The organism is Sphingomonas sp. GW821-FHT03E12, assembly GCF_059420685.1.
Genome location: NZ_JBWKUF010000001.1, coordinates 222,115 through 237,653, shown reverse-complemented (window position 1 = coordinate 237,653; position 15,539 = coordinate 222,115). Strand labels below are relative to the sequence as shown.

At 65.6% G+C, this 15,539-nt stretch carries 13 protein-coding genes; 6 read left to right on the top strand and 7 right to left on the bottom strand.

Features of this window, described 5'->3' with window-relative positions:
* Positions 1-3 precede the first annotated feature (3 nt).
* The 6 genes from AC07TU_RS01055 to AC07TU_RS01030 all read right to left on the bottom strand — a co-directional run bounded on the left by AC07TU_RS01055 (position 4) and on the right by AC07TU_RS01030 (position 9,015).
* Positions 4-783 (bottom strand): SDR family NAD(P)-dependent oxidoreductase, encoded by a 780-nt coding sequence (locus tag AC07TU_RS01055; protein WP_495186061.1) that lies wholly within the window; start codon positions 781-783, stop codon positions 4-6.
* Positions 783-2,615, bottom strand: a complete 1,833-nt coding sequence (locus AC07TU_RS01050) for a beta-L-arabinofuranosidase domain-containing protein (RefSeq protein ID WP_495186060.1) — start codon at positions 2,613-2,615, stop codon at positions 783-785. Before AC07TU_RS01050 ends, AC07TU_RS01055 begins: the two co-directional genes overlap by 1 nt.
* Before the next feature lie 140 nt (positions 2,616-2,755).
* A complete protein-coding gene (locus AC07TU_RS01045) occupies positions 2,756-3,520 on the bottom strand; it encodes a FadR/GntR family transcriptional regulator (RefSeq protein WP_495186059.1) in 765 nt (254 codons plus the stop codon).
* Between the two features lie 211 nt (positions 3,521-3,731).
* A complete protein-coding gene (locus AC07TU_RS01040; RefSeq protein ID WP_495186058.1) occupies positions 3,732-6,479 on the bottom strand; it encodes a TonB-dependent receptor in 2,748 nt (915 codons plus the stop codon).
* Between the two features lie 91 nt (positions 6,480-6,570).
* Positions 6,571-7,830, bottom strand: a complete 1,260-nt coding sequence (locus AC07TU_RS01035) for an MFS transporter (protein ID WP_495186057.1) — start codon at positions 7,828-7,830, stop codon at positions 6,571-6,573.
* Between the two features lie 33 nt (positions 7,831-7,863).
* Positions 7,864-9,015 (bottom strand): mandelate racemase/muconate lactonizing enzyme family protein, encoded by a 1,152-nt coding sequence (locus tag AC07TU_RS01030; protein ID WP_495186056.1) that lies wholly within the window; start codon positions 9,013-9,015, stop codon positions 7,864-7,866.
* Positions 9,016-9,219: 204 nt separating this feature from the next.
* On the opposite strand from AC07TU_RS01030, the gene AC07TU_RS01025 reads away from it, so the two are divergent.
* Positions 9,220-9,954 carry a FadR/GntR family transcriptional regulator gene (locus tag AC07TU_RS01025; RefSeq protein ID WP_495186055.1) on the top strand — a complete coding sequence of 245 codons (735 nt, stop codon included), beginning with the start codon at positions 9,220-9,222 and terminating at the stop codon, positions 9,952-9,954.
* A 127-nt stretch (positions 9,955-10,081) separates the two neighbouring features.
* On the opposite strand, the gene AC07TU_RS01020 is transcribed toward AC07TU_RS01025, so the two are convergent.
* Positions 10,082-10,438: an L-rhamnose mutarotase gene (locus tag AC07TU_RS01020; protein WP_495186054.1), complete on the bottom strand. Its 357-nt coding sequence runs from the start codon at positions 10,436-10,438 to the stop codon at positions 10,082-10,084.
* Positions 10,439-10,526: 88 nt separating this feature from the next.
* On the opposite strand from AC07TU_RS01020, the gene AC07TU_RS01015 reads away from it, so the two are divergent.
* From AC07TU_RS01015 to AC07TU_RS00995, 5 genes are read left to right on the top strand one after another with little or no spacing between them, the layout of a single operon-like run.
* Positions 10,527-11,705: an aldose 1-epimerase family protein gene (locus tag AC07TU_RS01015; protein WP_495186053.1), complete on the top strand. Its 1,179-nt coding sequence runs from the start codon at positions 10,527-10,529 to the stop codon at positions 11,703-11,705.
* Positions 11,702-12,448: an SDR family NAD(P)-dependent oxidoreductase gene (locus AC07TU_RS01010; RefSeq protein WP_495186052.1), complete on the top strand. Its 747-nt coding sequence runs from the start codon at positions 11,702-11,704 to the stop codon at positions 12,446-12,448. The genes AC07TU_RS01015 and AC07TU_RS01010 overlap by 4 nt, the downstream gene beginning before the upstream one ends.
* 12 nt (positions 12,449-12,460) lie before the next feature.
* The gene (locus tag AC07TU_RS01005; protein WP_495186051.1) at positions 12,461-13,654 is read left to right on the top strand and encodes a CaiB/BaiF CoA transferase family protein; all 1,194 of its coding nucleotides are present in this window, start codon (positions 12,461-12,463) and stop codon (positions 13,652-13,654) included.
* Positions 13,651-14,766 (top strand): carbohydrate ABC transporter substrate-binding protein, encoded by a 1,116-nt coding sequence (locus tag AC07TU_RS01000; RefSeq protein ID WP_495186050.1) that lies wholly within the window; start codon positions 13,651-13,653, stop codon positions 14,764-14,766. Before AC07TU_RS01005 ends, AC07TU_RS01000 begins: the two co-directional genes overlap by 4 nt.
* Entirely contained in the window at positions 14,763-15,533 is a 771-nt protein-coding gene (locus AC07TU_RS00995) for an enoyl-CoA hydratase/isomerase family protein (protein WP_495186049.1), read from the top strand. Before AC07TU_RS01000 ends, AC07TU_RS00995 begins: the two co-directional genes overlap by 4 nt.
* Positions 15,534-15,539 lie beyond the last annotated feature (6 nt).

Sequence of the window (15,539 nt, the reverse complement as noted above, 5' to 3'; positions counted from 1 at the left end):
TCCCTAGGACATGATGAGGCCGCCATCGACATTGATGGTCTGGCCGGTGATGTAGCTGGCGTCGTCGCTGGCGAGGAAGGCGACGAGCGCGGCGACGTCGGCGCCGGTGCCGGCGCGCTTCATCGGGATGCCCTGCACCCATTCGTCCATCAGCGCGCCGGGGGCATAGTCGCCCATCAGCCTGCCCCATTCGCGGTCATTATAGTCCCACATGTCGGTGTGGATGATGCCGGGGCAGATCGCGTTGACGTTGATGTTTTCGGTGGCGACTTCCTTGGCGAGGCTCTGGGTCATGCCGATCACGCCGAACTTCGATGCGGCGTAATGCGGCGTATAGATGAAGCCGTCGCGCGCCTGACCCGATGCGGTGTTGATCAGCCGCCCGGGCTTGCCGCGCGCACGCAGCCGCCGGATCGCCTCCTGACAGCAGAGGAACGCGCCCTTGGTGTTGACCGAGAGGTTGAGGTCCCATTCGCGCTCGGTCAGATCTTCGACCTTCGCGATGGTGATGACCCCGGCATTCTGCACCGCGATGTCGACGCCGCCATATTGCTCGGCGGCCTCGAACAGCGCGCGGACGTCAGCCGCGCTGGTCACGTCGCAGCGCTGCGTGACCACGCCAACGCCATAGCCCGCAAGCACCTGTTCCGCCGACGAGAGGTCGGCCTCGATCGCGCCGATGACGATGTTCGCGCCTTCCGACGCGAAGCGTTCGGCGATGGCGAGGCCGATCCCCTTGTTGCCGCCCGAGATGACGGCGCACTTGCCCTCGAAGCGGCGCATTACGCCGTCTTGAAGTAGGTCGTCGTGCGCTCGGTATCGACCGCATAATAGGGCACGAACACCAGGTTCCGCTGGCCGACCTTAGCCCGGTAGGATTCGGCGTGGCCCGGCATCGGCGTGAGTGCGCCCGGAAGCGCGATCGTCTCCTGATCGATGCCTTCCCACGGGTTGAGGCCGACATACATCACCGCACCGCGCATCACCGCCTGCAGGTTCGGGTTCTCAGGATCGATCGCCAGCGTACGCAGCGGCTGCGGGATGGTGAGCTCGACGATGTCGCCCGCTTTCCACATACGGCTGACCGTCGCGAGCTGGCCCGGCGTCACCGCCTGCGCCTTGCCGTTGACCAGCAGCGTCGCGCCCTTGGTCCAGTGCGGGATGCGCAGCTTGAGGGCGAAGCGGCCATTGCCGGCCTTGCGCACCTTGAGCTTGACCGTGTCCGCGACCGGATAGTCGGTCTCCTGCACCAGCTCGACCGCGCCGCCGGGACGGTCCCAGGTCACTTCGGACGGGGTGTAGAGGTTGACCAGCAGGCTGTCGTCGTCGTGGAAATAGGCGTTGAGCACATAGTCGGCGACGCCCTGAACCAAAGTGCCCGAGCAGCACGGCCATTTCTGGTGGTAATAGCGCTTCTGCCCCTGCGCGCCGTAATCCGAATAATAGGGATAGCCGCCGTCGCTGTCGGGCAGGCGGGTCGCGAGCATCGTGTTGTAGAGCGAGCGCTCGAGCCCGTCGCCATATTGCGCCTCGCCGGTGAAGCGGATCAGATAGCGCGCGAGCTTGAGGTCCGCGAAGGCGCCGCACGGCGTTTCGTAATGCGCCTTGGAGGTCTTGAGGCTCTTGGCAAGGTTGCCCTGGCCGAGCACGACGAACTGTTCCTCCGGACCCCAGCCGCCCGAGGCGAAACGCTGCGGCTCCATGAACTTCCAGGCGTTGATCAGCGCCTTGCGGTACTTGTCGTCGCCCAGATGCAGATAGGCCTGCGCGCCCGACGCGTTGCCGATCGTGTGGCTATAGGCATGTTTGGTCGGCAGCACGTCCTCGCCCGCCGCGAGCGGGTCGAACCACTCCTTGTTGAGCAGGTAGTGGACGGCCATGTCGTGATATTTCCGGTCGCCGGTGATCTCGGCGACGTGGAAGAGGTTTTCGGAGATGACATAGGTCTCGTCATAGGGCGGCTCGGTCTTGCCGATGCGGTCGCGCGAGACCGGCGAGATATACGGGCGGCACTTCTCGATGATGATCGGCAGCAGCGTCTTGGCCTGTTCGACCCCGCTCAGGCGATAGGCGTCGACGAGGCCGACGACGTACTTGTCCATGACATAGGCGGCCCACTGCGCCTGCGCCTTGGGACCGGCATAGGGGTTGGTCGCGGTGACCATCGCCTTGCCCCACTCGCTGACCAGCAGCTTGACCTTGTCGTGCGCCGCCTGATCGCCGGTCGCCGCGCCATAGCGGGCGAGCCCGGAGATGTACTGGCCCATGGTGAGCCCCGCGACGAAACCGTCCTTGTCGTACCAGCCGCCCATGTCGGGCCCGGGGGCGGGAAGGCCCGCATTCTGGCGGAACACCTTGAGGATGCGGTCATTGTCGAGCGCCAGGAAATGCGCGTGGATATGGTCGAACTGGCGCTTGATACGGCCGCCGGTGAGCTTGACCTTGCCATAGGCGAACTCGCGCATCGCCTCCTTGCCCTTCAGCGCGCCTGAGGCCTGGGTCGCCGCGAGTGCGCTCGCGGGCAGTGCCCCCATCCCGGCTGCGGTGGTCGCGCAGGCGGCGCAATGCATGAAGTGTCGCCGCGACAGGCTGCCGGTCACTTGGCCTTCGGTCATCCAATCCCTCCATAGGCGTTCGCCCCCCTTTCGAATTCCTTCGGATTCGCGGGGAATTGAAAATATAATAATACTAATATGGGCTGGGCGCAATCATTCAACGGCGCAGCGGTTGCGCGGCGAAACCAATGATGCGGACGTTATTTCCGGCGCTTGCCCGTGCTTTTCTCGATCCGCGAGACGCCATGGCCGATGATGTCGCGCATGGCGCGCGCGGCGCGTTCGCCGTCCCCGGCCTCGATCGCATCGACGATCTGGGCATGGCCATGGACGCTGGTCTGGTGCTCTTCGGCCTCGTTGACGGGCGAGCTCATCCGGAACGAGGCCATCAGCGCGGTCTCGATCACCGCGGAGAGCGATCGCATCAGGGCATTGTCCGATGCGCGGCCAATCGACTTATGGAACTGCAGATCGGCCTCGGCGAAATCGCGCGCGCTGTCGGTCGCGTCGCGCATGCCCGCGAGGTGGCGGCGCATCTCGGCCAGATCTTCGTCGGTGCGGCGTTCGGCGGCGGCGCGGGCAGCGGCGGATTCGATCGCGACGCGGATCTCCGCCAGATCGCGCAGGAACGCCATGTCGAAGCCCTGGCTGACCTTCCACGCAAGGATGTCGGCATCGAAATAGTTCCAGTGCGAACTGTCGAGCACCGTGGTGCCGACACGCGTCTTGGATACGATCAGCCCCTTGGCGGTCAGCGTCTTGAACACCTCACGCAGCACCGTGCGCGAGATGCCGAAGCGCGCGAGAATTTCCGCCTCCTGCGGCAGCTTCGCGCCGGGCGCGATGACGCCGGAAAGGATCTCGTTGCCCAGCACCTGCGCCACCTGATCGTGGCTTGAGCGGATGTTGCGCGCGAACCGGCCGAAACGGGGTTCCTGCCTGTCGATCGCTTCCTGCTGGTTCATTCGCTGCACCCGATTCCTGCCCCCGCTTCAGCCGCGGCCGCTCCGGTTCAGGCGCCGCAGTCAATTCCCCTGTATGCGGCGAAGCGCGGCGTATTGCCATCCACCATTTTATGGCAACGCGTCCCAGTAAATGAAACGGGGCGCCCCGCCTTGGTCCGAGACCTTGGCGAAGCGCCCCTAAGCCGTGCCGGGGAGGGGTGGCAGGCGGCTATCAGAAGCGGACGCGGACACCCGCCGAAACGCGGCGGCCGGTCTTGCGATACTCCTTGGTGCGATCCTCGCTCACCGAGTAGATGAACTCGCGGGCGTTGTTGAGGTTGATCGCGTCGGCGAACACGGTGAAGTGCTTGCCGATGTCGTAGGACAGGCTCACGTCGAGCTGGCCGTAGGCGTCGAAATATTCCGGCTCGCCATTGCGGCCCGATGCGACCTGCAGGAAGTTGTCGCGATAGGTGTAGGCGACGCGGGCCTGGAGCCCGTATTTCTCGTAGAAGCCGACCAGGCTGTACGAATATTTGGACAGCCCCTCGAGGCCGAAGGACACGTTCGCCACCGCGTTGCGATACTGCGCGTTCGAGTCGGTATAGTTGAAGCTTGCCTGGACGCCGAAGCCGTCGAACGGCGCCGGCAGCCAATTGTCGAACGACTGGCGGTAGCCGAGCTCGAAGCCCTTGACCGTCGCGCCCTTGCCATTGTCGGGCACGGTGACCTGGAAGGTCACCTGATCGACCAGCTGGGGCGTGGTGACCAGCGTCACGAAGGACTGGATGTCCTTGTAGAACGCCGCGGCCGAGAGCAGCGAGCTGGGTGCGAAATACCATTCGGCGCCGACCTCGACCTGCTTGGCGCGGAACGGCTGCAGATCGGGATTGCCGCGGCGGATCGTCTCGTTGCCCGGGTTGGTCTGGATCGTCTGGCGCGGCGACAGGTCCGACAGCGTCGGGCGGGTCAGCACTTTCGACGCGGCGAAGCGCAGGATGAAGTCGTCGGTGACACTCAGGCGTGCGTTGAGCGACGGCAGCCAGTCGTGATATTTGCCGCGGAAGCTGATCGGCTGGACCGGCGAGACGACGATGGTGTTCTGCCCGCCGCCGGTCGGCCGCGCGCTCAGCACCTGCCGCGATGCGCCCGACGAGGTATAGTCGGTATCCTCGTAACGCAGGCCGACATTGACGGCGAGGTCCATGCCGCCGAGCTGACCCTGCCACGCTGCCATCGCATAGGCGGCCTTGACCTTCTCATCGACCACCGACGAGGCGGAGGGCGAGAAGACACCGGGGTTGAACGTCTTGCCGTCCTGCGCCGCGAACTGGTCGATCGTGCGGATCATTTCCTGCGGGCTGTAGATCAGCCAGTCGCGGATGATGTTGCCGCCGCCGCCCGAGAAGAAATAGCGGTTGGTAGGCGAGAACAGCGACTGCGGGAGCGCGCGGTTGGAGTCGCAATAGGTGCACTGTTCGCCGAACGGCGTCTCGTCGGCGGTGATCGTCTTGATGCGGCTCTGCGCGAGCGCGCCGGCATAGAGCGTCAGATTGCCGTTGCCCGGCTTCCACTCGATGTCGGCTTTGTACTCCTCGATCTCGTCATCGATGTTCGATCCGCCGCCCCAGATATAGTAATGCGCGGTGATGCCCTGCGGGTTGGTCGCGGCATTGGCGTAATTGGGGCTGGTGAAGCCGTAATCGTAGATCGGGTTACCGCTGCGCCGGTCGAACCACATGTCGACATTCTTGCGGCGGATCGTCGTGAAGAGGTTGTTCTCCTTGCCGCGGCGGCGCGCGTCGGAGAGCGAGCCGTCGAGGCGGACGCGCAGCGTGTCGGTCGGGCGCCAGTCGACATTGATGCCGAACTGGTCGGTGGTCACGTTGCGGTCGTCATACTGGATGATCTGGTCGACGAAGCCGCCGGTGTAGCGCTGGTACACCGCCTCGCCGCCGGTCTGGACGCCGTTGACGACGCTGCCGCCCTGCACGACCTGCTCGGCGAGGATGCCGCCGGCAAAGTCATAGGCGAGGCCGGTCTGCTGCTCGCGGAAGCGCGCGCTCGAGTAGAGCGTATCGACCGTCACGGTGAGCGTGTCGCTCGGGCGCATCTGGACCGAGCCGTTGACCGCCCAGCGCTTGAGGTTGCGCTCGAAGAAGAAGGGCGAAAGGTTCGACGGCATCGAAACGCCGCTGAAATTCTGCACGCCCGCGCCGATGCGTCCGCGCGAGACGCCGGCGAGGTTGTAGTAAGAGTCGCCGGCCGAACGCTTCACATGGCCCGCGCCGATGGTGAATTCGTCGATCCGGTTGTCCTGCTCGGAATAGACGCCGGCCAGCGCGATGCCGAAGGTGCCGGATTCGTTCTTCCAGCTCGCGACGCCCGAGAATTCGGGGTTCCAGCTGTCCGCGATCTCGGACCACATCGCGGTCCCGGCGGCGGCGAACTTGAAGCCCTGCTTCTGGTCGAGCGGGCGGAGCGTCTTCACATCCACCGTCGCGCCGATCGACGATCCGTTGAAGTTCGCCTGGGGCGACTTGAACACATCGGCGCCGGAGATGATTTCCGAGGGGATCACGTCGAACGAGAATTCGCGGCCGTTATTGTCGGTCGCGAGCGTGCGACCGTTGACGGTGACCGCGTTGAACTTGGGGCCGAAGCCGCGGACGGTGACGTAGCGGCCTTCGCCACGGTTACGCTCGATCGTGACGCCGGCGACGCGCTGCAGCGACTCGGCGACATTCTGGTCGGGGAGCTTGCCCAGATCCTCGGCGACGATCGAATCGACCACCGCGACCGCGTTGCGCTTGATGTCGATCGCGGCGCGCTCCGAAGCGCGGATGCCGGTGACCAGGATTTCCTCTTCCGCGGGCGCGGCTTCCTCGGCCGCGGGCGCGTCCTGCGCGAGGGCGGGCTGGGCCAGCGCCAATGCGCCTCCGGCAACAGCACACAGCAACAGGGCACGGCGAAACTTCATCTTCCCCTCCTTGGAGATCCTTATTTGACGTCAGAATGGCGCAAGCCAATCCGTATGTCAAATTATCATAATATGTATTATAAGTTGGCGCTCAGCGCACGCCGCGGATCGGCAGCACGCAGAGCGCCGAGCCGAACACGAACACGATCGCAGCCCAGAAGATTGCGCTGTAATCATTGGCGAAGAGGTGCAGCAGCCCCGCGGCCATCACCGGGCTGATGATCTGGGGGATGTTCACGGCGGTGGTCAGGATGCCAAGATCCTTGCCCTCGTCGCCGAGCGCGCTCTTGGGCAGCACCTGGGTCATCAGCGCCATGTCGATCGACATGAACATGCCGTATCCGACCCCGATGATCGCGGCATAGGCCCACATGCCCTGCATGCTCGGCACTGCGAGCGGGGCGACCATCGCGCAGCCCATGATCAGGCTGCCGAGGATCACGAACGGCTTGCGCGCCTGGTATCTGTCCGAGAGCCAGCCCGAGATGAGCGAGGAGGCGACGAGGCAGATCAGCGTGACGATCGCCATATTGGCGATGGCTATGTTCGACGCGTCGTTGCCGAGGCCGATATAGTCGCGAAGGATATAGAGCAGATACGCCGCGACCGCCTGATACCCCATATAGATGAAGAAGCGGCTGGCGAACGCCCAGGCGAAGTCGGGATGCTCGCGCGGCGAGATCCAGAAGCCCTTGAGGAACTCGCCCCAGCGCATCGCGCGGCGGGGCAGATGGTCGCTCGGTGGCTCGCGGTTGATCGCGACGAAGGCGAGGCACGAGGCGGCGATGGCGCCTGCGAACAGGCCATAGGCGAGTGCACGCTCGCCCGCGAGATAGCCCGCGACGACGGTACCCGCGGTCAGCCCCGCGGTCATCCCGGCGCCGACGATACCGCTGACCGCCCCGCGCGTCTCGGGCGCGAAGCGGTCGGCGATCAGGGTCGTCATTGCCGGCTGCATCGAGTTGTAGGCGACCGCGGCCATTACCCACAGCACCATCAGCGACCAGAAGCTGGTCATCCATGAGACACCGAACAGCGCGAGCGATCCGATCAGCGAGCCGATCGCGATCCAGGGCGATCGGCGTCCCCAGCGGCTGCGCGTGCGGTCCGACAACGCGCCGGCGATCGGGGTGGTGAGGGTGGAGAAGATCGACGTGATGAAGAAGATCAGCGCGAGGTTGTTCGCCTTCGACCCTTCGTCCAGTTCGGCGATCTGGTTGGGCAGCAGCACGCCGAGCACGCCGCTGTAGAGCGCCATCAGCAGGAAGAAATTGACCATCAGCGACAGCTGAAGCTTGGTCCGCTGCGGCCCGAGCACGTAGGCGGGGTGGGTGTCGGCGGCGCTGGCCATGGTCTCTCCGGTGATCTTTTCTCTGTATCGTCGTTATTCGGCGGCCTGTGGCCCATCGGGCACAAGCCGCAGCCCCGCATGGCGCGGGCGGCGATGCGGTCCGCCGCTGCCGTTCCAGCCGGGCGCGGCGCCATTGGCAAGCGCTGCCTCGTCGACCTCGATCCCCAGCCCCGGCGCATCGCCCAGGCGGATGCCGCCATCGGTTATGACCTGGTCCACCTTCAACCCCTTGGGCGCATTCCAGTCCTGCACTTCGATCCCGATCATGTTGGGCATTGCCGCCGCGGCATGCGCCACCGGGTTGGCATTATAGCCGACCGGAGAGACGGGAAGGTTGCGGGCATGCGCCGCGGTCGCGACACGCAGGAAATGAGTGATGCCCCAGACGCTGCCGGTCTGGACGACGTCGACCGCTCGCGCATCGAACAGCGGCGTGAACTGGTCGAGCCCGGTCAGATTCTCGCCCGTCGCCACCGCGGCGCGACAGGCGCGCGAAATGCGGGCATGGCCTTCGGCATCCCAGCGGCGCACCGGTTCCTCGATCCAGGTGAGGTCGAGCCTGGCTTCGATCTCGGCGAGGTGGCGCACCGCCTGCTTGACGTTCCACGCCTCGTTGACGTCGAGCATCATCGCGGGCCGGCTGGTATTGGCCGACAGCATGTCGCGCGCGGTCAGCAGCCTGTCGATATCGCGCGCGGTGTCGCGGCCGCCCTTGATCTTGGCGGAGGTGAAGCCGCGCGCGGCCCAGTCGCGATAGTGCGCGGCGAACGCGTCGTCGGACAGGCCGTAGCACAGGCCCGAGGCATAGCCGGGTACGAACCGGTCGAGCGCGCCGAGCGTGCGCCACAGGGGCTCGTCCGCCATCTTGGCCTTGAGGTCCCACAGTGCCATGTCGACCGCGGCAATCGCGCCATAGGTGGCGCCGGCATGGCCGCTCTTGAACACATGCGCCAACATCGAATCGTAGAGCGCGGTCACCGCACGCGGATCCTGTCCCTCCACCGCGGGAAAGACACGGGCGATGTCGACATGCTGGCCGAGCCCGATGCCGGTGAGGCCGCCATCGGTTTCCAGCAGCAGGATCGGCACCTCGGTCACGCCGCTCTGGACGACACCGTTGACGTCGCCCACCGGACGTCCCCAGTCATGGGTCGTCGTCAGGCTGCGATATCCGGTGATCTTCATGCTTGGTGACGCCCCTATGCCGGGCTGTCCGTGCCCGTTTGTCGAAACATAGTATGTATTATCTTTCCAAATCCGCAAGCCCCCGCGAACCGTAAACCCGCGGAACTGCAAGCCCTTGACGGATCGGGCTTTCCGGCTTCACCCTTTCTGGACGAGGGCGTACAAGAACGATTGGGAAGTGAACCGGGTGAGCGAGACAGGCGAATGAACAGCGAAGTAACGGCCGCGCATCAGCGGGTCCGCCGGCGCCCGCGTCTGTCGACCGCGGTGGTCGAGGACCTAGTCAACGCAATCGTCATGGGCACCTATCCGGTCGGCACCGCGCTGCCGCCCGAGAATATGCTGTGCGAGATGTACGATGTCAGCCGCACCGTGGTGCGTGAGGCAACGACGGCGCTGACCGAGAAGGGGCTGGTCGTCTCGCAGCAGGGCCGCGGGACGATCGTGCGCGGCAGCCGCGCGTGGAACATGCTCGATCCGATGATCCTCTCCGCGCTGTTCCAGGGCGAGGACGGGCTGCGCTATCTCGACAATCTGTCGGAGGTCCGCACCCTGCTCGAATCCGCGATGGCGGCGAAAGCGGCGGCGAATGCCACGCCCGAAACGGTCGCCGAGCTGGCCGCCCAGATCGACAAGCTCGAAACTTTGGTGACGATGCCTTCGGCCTATGTGGTCGAGGATCTGCGTTTCCACGACATCATCATGGATATGTCGGGCGACCGGCTGAGCAAGGCGATCATCGATGGCATCCAGTCCGAAGCGCTGCGTACGCACGGCTATTCGGGCAAGCTCAGCGTCGAGCATGTCAAGCTGACCCACGCTGCGCATCGCAAGGTCTATGAGGCGATCGCCGCGGGTGACCCCGACCGCGCCGCGGCGGCGATGCGCGAGCATATCGCGGGATCGTGGGAAAAGCGCCGGGCGCAGCCGCGGGGCTAGGCGCACACCTTCTACCGTCATCCCCGCGAAGGCGGGGGTCCATTCTGGCCGGCCTTTCGGATAGACCCGTCTCGTAAGCGGCAATGGATTCCCGCCTGCGCGGGAATGACGATCCTATGGGCAGTGGCTACCCCTGCTCCCCCAACGCGTAGATTCGCTCCATCTCGACCCAGGTCTGTTCCGGCGCAAACGGCAGCGATTTCTGGAAACTCGTCATCAGCCTGTCCCATGCCGCGACCTCCGGGTTGGCGGCGTCGCGCGCGCGTTTGGTTTCCGGATCGGGCGCGCGGTCCGTGTCCTGCTCCATCACCATGAACATGCGGTCGCCGGTCAGCCAGATTTCGAGCGACTCGACTCCGTCGGCACGGATCGCGGCATTGACTGCCGCCGGCGGCCCGCCCGGCTCGTGCCAGCGGCGATAGGCGGCGATCAGCCCCGGATCGTCGTGCAGGTCGACGGCAAAGCAGCGGCGGACGATTGGCATTCTACGATTCTCCGGAACGTCGATTGACGCGTTGCGCCATCCTGCCCTAAACATCATACATCGTACAATATGATGATGGAGCGGGATGGTGCCGAGGCTCTATGGCGAGACCCTTAACCGGCGCGACCTTGCGGCGCGATCGGGTTCGCTCTCGCAATTTGCAGGGGTGCGCCTCTCCACACTGGGCGACGGGGTCGAGCGCGGGGTGCGCCAGCTGGAGTTCCGCACCGGCAGCGGTCTGCGCTTCACCGTCCTGGTCGACCGCGCGATGGACATCGCCGAATGCGAGCATAACGGCCGCGCGATCGGCTGGCATTCGCCCTCGGGCTTCCGCCATCCCGGGCTGCATGAGTATGAGGGCGAGGGCGGACTTGGCTGGTTCCGTTCAATGTCGGGGCTGCTGATCACCTGCGGGCTCGACCATGTCCTGTTCATGCACGAAGATCCCGCCGGCCATTATCACTACGGCCCGCGCGAAAAGGTCGCCTCCTCGCTCCACGGCCGTATCGGCACCATTCCCGCGCGGCTGACCGGCTATGGCGAAAGCTGGGAAGGCGACCGCTGCGTGCTCTGGGCCGAAGGCGTGGTCCAGCAATCGACGGTGTTCGGCGAGGATCTTCATCTCATCCGCCGGATCGAGGCGGATGTCGGCGGCGACGAGATTCGGTTGCACGACCGCGTGGTCAACCACGGCTTCTACCGCACGCCGCATATGTACTGCTACCATATCAATGTCAGCCACCCGGTGGTGGCGGAGGGGTCGCGCTACGTCGCCCCGATCCGCGACGTGATCTGGGCGGCGCACGAAGCCAAATATCGCGACCAGAAGACCGGCTACCGCACTTTCCCTGCGCCGATCGTCAACTTTCACGAACAGGTCTGGCAGCACGACATGGCCGCCGATGCGGACGGCAAGGTCAATGTGGCGGTGGTCAATGAGGCGATCGGCTTCGGGTTCGAGGTCGAGACGCGCAAGGACCAGTTCCCGGCGATGTACGAATGGCAGAACCTGCATGCCGGCCACTATGCCGTCGGGATCGAGCCTTCGACCAATCATGTCATGGGCAAGGATTTCGCGCGCGAGCGCGGTGAGCTGATCTGGCTCGAACATGGCGAGGCACGGCGCTACGACAGCGTCTTTCGCATCCTCCCTGATGCCGCGGCGGTTGCCGACGCGGTGGAGCGGATCGAGGGCGTCGCGCTTCAGCCGGCGGACGAATATCCCACGCCGTCGGGCAACTTCCCCCCGATCGGAGGTGCCAAGTGAAGGGGCGGACGATCCTCTACACCGGCGCGGCCGGGGGCCTGGGTCTCGACACCACATTGCTGCTGATCGAGCGCGGCGCGACGGTGGTCGCGATCGACAACGATCTTGCCAAGGTCGAGGCGCTCAAGGCAGCAGCCGGGGGCAAGGGGGCGGGCAAGCTCGTCGTCTCGACCGCGGACCTGTCCGACCTTGCCGGCTTCCGCGCTACACTTGATGGCCTGATCGCTGAGACCGGCGGGTTCGACGTCGTCATCAACAACGCCGCGATCTACCCGTCCAAGCCCTTCGAGGACTATTCGATCGAGGAGCATCAGGCGGTTCAGCGCGTCAATGTCGATGCGGGGATCGTCGCTGTGCAGGCGGCGATGCCCGGGATGCGCGAGCGCGGTTTCGGGCGGATCATCAACATCTCGAGCATCACCGTGTCGGGCGGCTGGGCCAACCTTTCGCCCTATGTCGCGTCGAAGATGGCGCTGATCGGCCTCACCCGTGCCTGGGCACGCGAGTTCGGTCCCTATGGCATCACGGTCAATGCGATCGCACCGGGTGCCTTCCCGACCGACGCCGAGAAAATCCACCCCGATCCCGAGGGATACAACCGCATGGTGCTCGACGCGCAGGCGATCAAACGCCGCGGCACCGCCCACGACATTGCCAACACCATCGCCTTTTTCGCGAGCGACGAGTCCGGTTTCGTCACCGGCCAGACGCTGGACGTCAATGGCGGCTGGACGATGAGTTAAGGAACAGAAGACGTGACCAATATCCTGAGCGGCATCCGCGTGCTCGACTGCTCGATCGCGATGGCCGGCCCGTTCGCGGCGCAGCGCATGGGCGACATGGGCGCCGACGTGGTCAAGGTCGAGCCGACCAGCGGCGAGTGGCAGCGCCACGCCTCGGCCGGCGGCGCCAACGGCAACAAGATCAACGTCTCGTTCCTCTCGCTCAACCGCAACAAGCGCAGCCTCGCGGTCGATCTCAAGGCGCCCGAGGGCAAGGCGCTGCTGCTCGAGCTGGTCAAGGACGCCGACGTCTTCCTTCAGAACTACCGCCCTGGCGTCGCCGAGCGGCTGGGGGTAGATTACGAAACGCTGAGCAAGATCAACCCGCGGCTGATCTACATCTCGATGTCGGGCTATGGCGAAGACGGGCCGTATCGCAATTTCCCGGGGCAGGATCTGCTGCTCCAGGGCATGTCGGGGGCGATGATGTCGACGGGGGCGGAGGGTGCGCCGCCGTCCGCCGCCGGGCAGTATCTGGTCGATGCGGTCACCGCCTATTCGGCGTTCGAAGGCGCGCTCGCCGCCTTGTTCCACCGCGAACGCACCGGCGAGGGCCAGCTGGTCCAGGTCAACATGCTCGACGCGATCACCACGATCCAGATGCAGGAATTGTCGGTGTTCACCGTCGGCGACAAGCCGCAGGCCCGCTCCGCCGAGCCGCACGCGCACAGCTATATCCGCGCGCCCTATGGCGTGTTCGCCACCAGCGACGGCTACATCACCGTCGCCATGGCCTCGCTCAAGAAGCTTGGCGAGCTGTTCGGGGATTCCTTCTTCGACGGGCTGGACGACGAGCGCGACAGCTGGGCGCTGCGCGATCAGATCTTCGCCAAGGTGAAGGCGCATCTGCCCGCGCGCACCAGTGCCGCGTGGCTGGGGGAGATGCGCGCGCGCGATATCTGGGCAGGGCCGGTCTACGGCTATGCCGATCTGGTCGAGGATCCGCAGATCAAGCACAACGGCACCTTCGTCGAATATGACCATCCGACCGAGGGCCGGGTGAAGGCGCCGGGCTTCCCGATCCGCTTTTCCAAGACTCCATCGACCGTCGAGCGCGGCGCGCCGCTGGTGGGCGAGCATAGCCGCGAGCTGCTGCGCGAGGCGGGGCTGGACGATGCTGCTATCGAGGCGTTGATCGAATCGGGCGTGGTGCGCCAACACGCATGAGCATGCCCCAATATCGCGGCCTGACCTGGGATCATCCGCGCGGCTATAATGCGCTGGCGGCCGCGGCGGCGCAGGCGGACACGCTGGCACTGAGTTGGGACAAGCATCCGCTCGAAGGGTTCGAATCGCACCCGATCGGCGATTTGTGCGCGCGCTACGACCTCGTCGTGCTCGATCATCCGCATGTCGGCGAAGCGGTTGCGGCGGATTGCCTTGTGCCCGTCGAAGAGCTGTTCGGTGCGGACGAGATCGCCGCCTGGCGCAGCGCGGTCGCGGGACCTTCGCTCGCCAGTTATCATTATGCCGGGCAGCACTGGGCATTGCCGCTCGATGCTGCGACTCAGGTGATGGCCTACCGCCGCGAGACCGTGGCGCTGCCCCCGCTCGAATGGGCGCAGCTTCCTGCCTTTGCCACGGATCACGCCGTTGCGCTGTCGCTCGCCGGCCCGCACGCGATATTGAGCTTCCAGTCGATCTGCGGCGCGTTCGGCTTCGAACCGGCCGCGCCGCGCGACGGGTTCATGGATCGTGCCATTGGCCGCGAAGCCTATGATCTGATGGCGGCGCTTACCGGTGACGTCACCCGCCGCGCGCGCGATCTCAACCCGATCGCGATGCTCGGTGTGATCGAGCGCGGCGAGGGTATCGACCTCTGCCCGCTGATCTACGGCTATGTGAACTATTCGCGCGATGTGGGTTTCACGAACGCGCCCGCGGGCCCCACCGGCCGGATCGGATCGACGCTGGGCGGCACCGGCATCGGCGTGTCGAAGCGGTGTCAAATTACGCCCGAGCTGCTCGATCATCTGCGCTGGCTGATGTCCGATCCGGCGCAGTGCGGTTTCATCCCGCAGCATGATGGCCAGCCGGCGCTCCGTTCGGCATGGCAGGACGATGCGGTCAACGCGGCGACCGGCGGCTTCTTCGCCGCAACCCTCGCTACGGTCGAAGCCGCGCTGCTGCGCCCGCGTCACGATGCGGCGATTGCCTTCCAGACTGCGGCTTCGATCCGGCTGCGTGCGGCGTTGCTCGACGGTGATGCCGCCGATCCCGTGCTCGACGAGCTCGAAACACTCTATCGCAGCCACCATCCGGCCGGAGCCGAGACATGACCGACGACCTCTTGTTCACCGTGGCCGATCATGTCGCCACCATCACCCTCAACCGCCCGGCCAAGCTGAATGCGCTGACGCCCGAAATGGCGGCCGCGCTGATCGCCGCGGTCGGCGAGTGCAACACCAGCGACGCGGTGCGCTGCGTCGTCATCACCGGGGCCGGGGAGAAGGCCTTCTCTGCCGGGTCGGACATCACTACGCTCGACGGCTATGCGACGCCCTGGGACTTCCGCAATCGCGACGATTATTGCGATGCGCTGCGCGCCTGCCGCAAGCCGGTGGTCGCCGCGGTCAACGGTTATGCCCTGGGCGGCGGGCTCGAGACGGCGATGGCCGCCGACATCCGCATCGCCAGCACTAACGCTCGCTTCGCCGCGCCCGAGATCAAGCTGGGCTGGATCGGCGGCGGCGGGATGGCGGCGGGGCTGACCTATTCGATGGGTGCGTCCAATGCCGCGCTGATGCTGCTCACCGGCGACATGATCGATGCCGACAAGGCACTCGCCTGGGGATTGGTGAGCGAGGTCGTTGCGCCCGACGCGCTGCACGCCCGCGCGCAGGCAATCGCCGCGACCATCGCCTCGCGCGCGCCGATCGCGGCGGAGACCGCCAAGCTCAATCTGCGCGCCGCCCACACCATGCCGTGGGAAAAGGCGATCGAATATGAGCGCGACCTTCAGGCGATCTGCTTCGCCACCGACGACGCCAAGGAGGGTCGCGCCGCCTTTGCCGAGAAGCGTGCGCCCGTCTTCCGGCGGCGTTAGGCTCGG

What these genes read in the sequence shown, in the direction of transcription:
- AC07TU_RS01055 (WP_495186061.1), bottom strand. Translation starts at nt 783, where the DNA reads ATGCGCCGCTTCGAGGGCAAGTGCGCCGTCATCTCGGGCGGCAACAAG.
- AC07TU_RS01050 (WP_495186060.1), bottom strand. Translation starts at nt 2,615, where the DNA reads ATGACCGAAGGCCAAGTGACCGGCAGCCTGTCGCGGCGACACTTCATG.
- AC07TU_RS01045 (WP_495186059.1), bottom strand. Translation starts at nt 3,520, where the DNA reads ATGAACCAGCAGGAAGCGATCGACAGGCAGGAACCCCGTTTCGGCCGG.
- AC07TU_RS01040 (WP_495186058.1), bottom strand. Translation starts at nt 6,479, where the DNA reads ATGAAGTTTCGCCGTGCCCTGTTGCTGTGTGCTGTTGCCGGAGGCGCA.
- AC07TU_RS01035 (WP_495186057.1), bottom strand. Translation starts at nt 7,830, where the DNA reads ATGGCCAGCGCCGCCGACACCCACCCCGCCTACGTGCTCGGGCCGCAG.
- AC07TU_RS01030 (WP_495186056.1), bottom strand. Translation starts at nt 9,015, where the DNA reads ATGAAGATCACCGGATATCGCAGCCTGACGACGACCCATGACTGGGGA.
- AC07TU_RS01025 (WP_495186055.1), top strand. Translation starts at nt 9,220, where the DNA reads ATGAACAGCGAAGTAACGGCCGCGCATCAGCGGGTCCGCCGGCGCCCG.
- AC07TU_RS01020 (WP_495186054.1), bottom strand. Translation starts at nt 10,438, where the DNA reads ATGCCAATCGTCCGCCGCTGCTTTGCCGTCGACCTGCACGACGATCCG.
- AC07TU_RS01000 (WP_495186050.1), top strand. Translation starts at nt 13,651, where the DNA reads ATGAGCATGCCCCAATATCGCGGCCTGACCTGGGATCATCCGCGCGGC.
- AC07TU_RS00995 (WP_495186049.1), top strand. Translation starts at nt 14,763, where the DNA reads ATGACCGACGACCTCTTGTTCACCGTGGCCGATCATGTCGCCACCATC.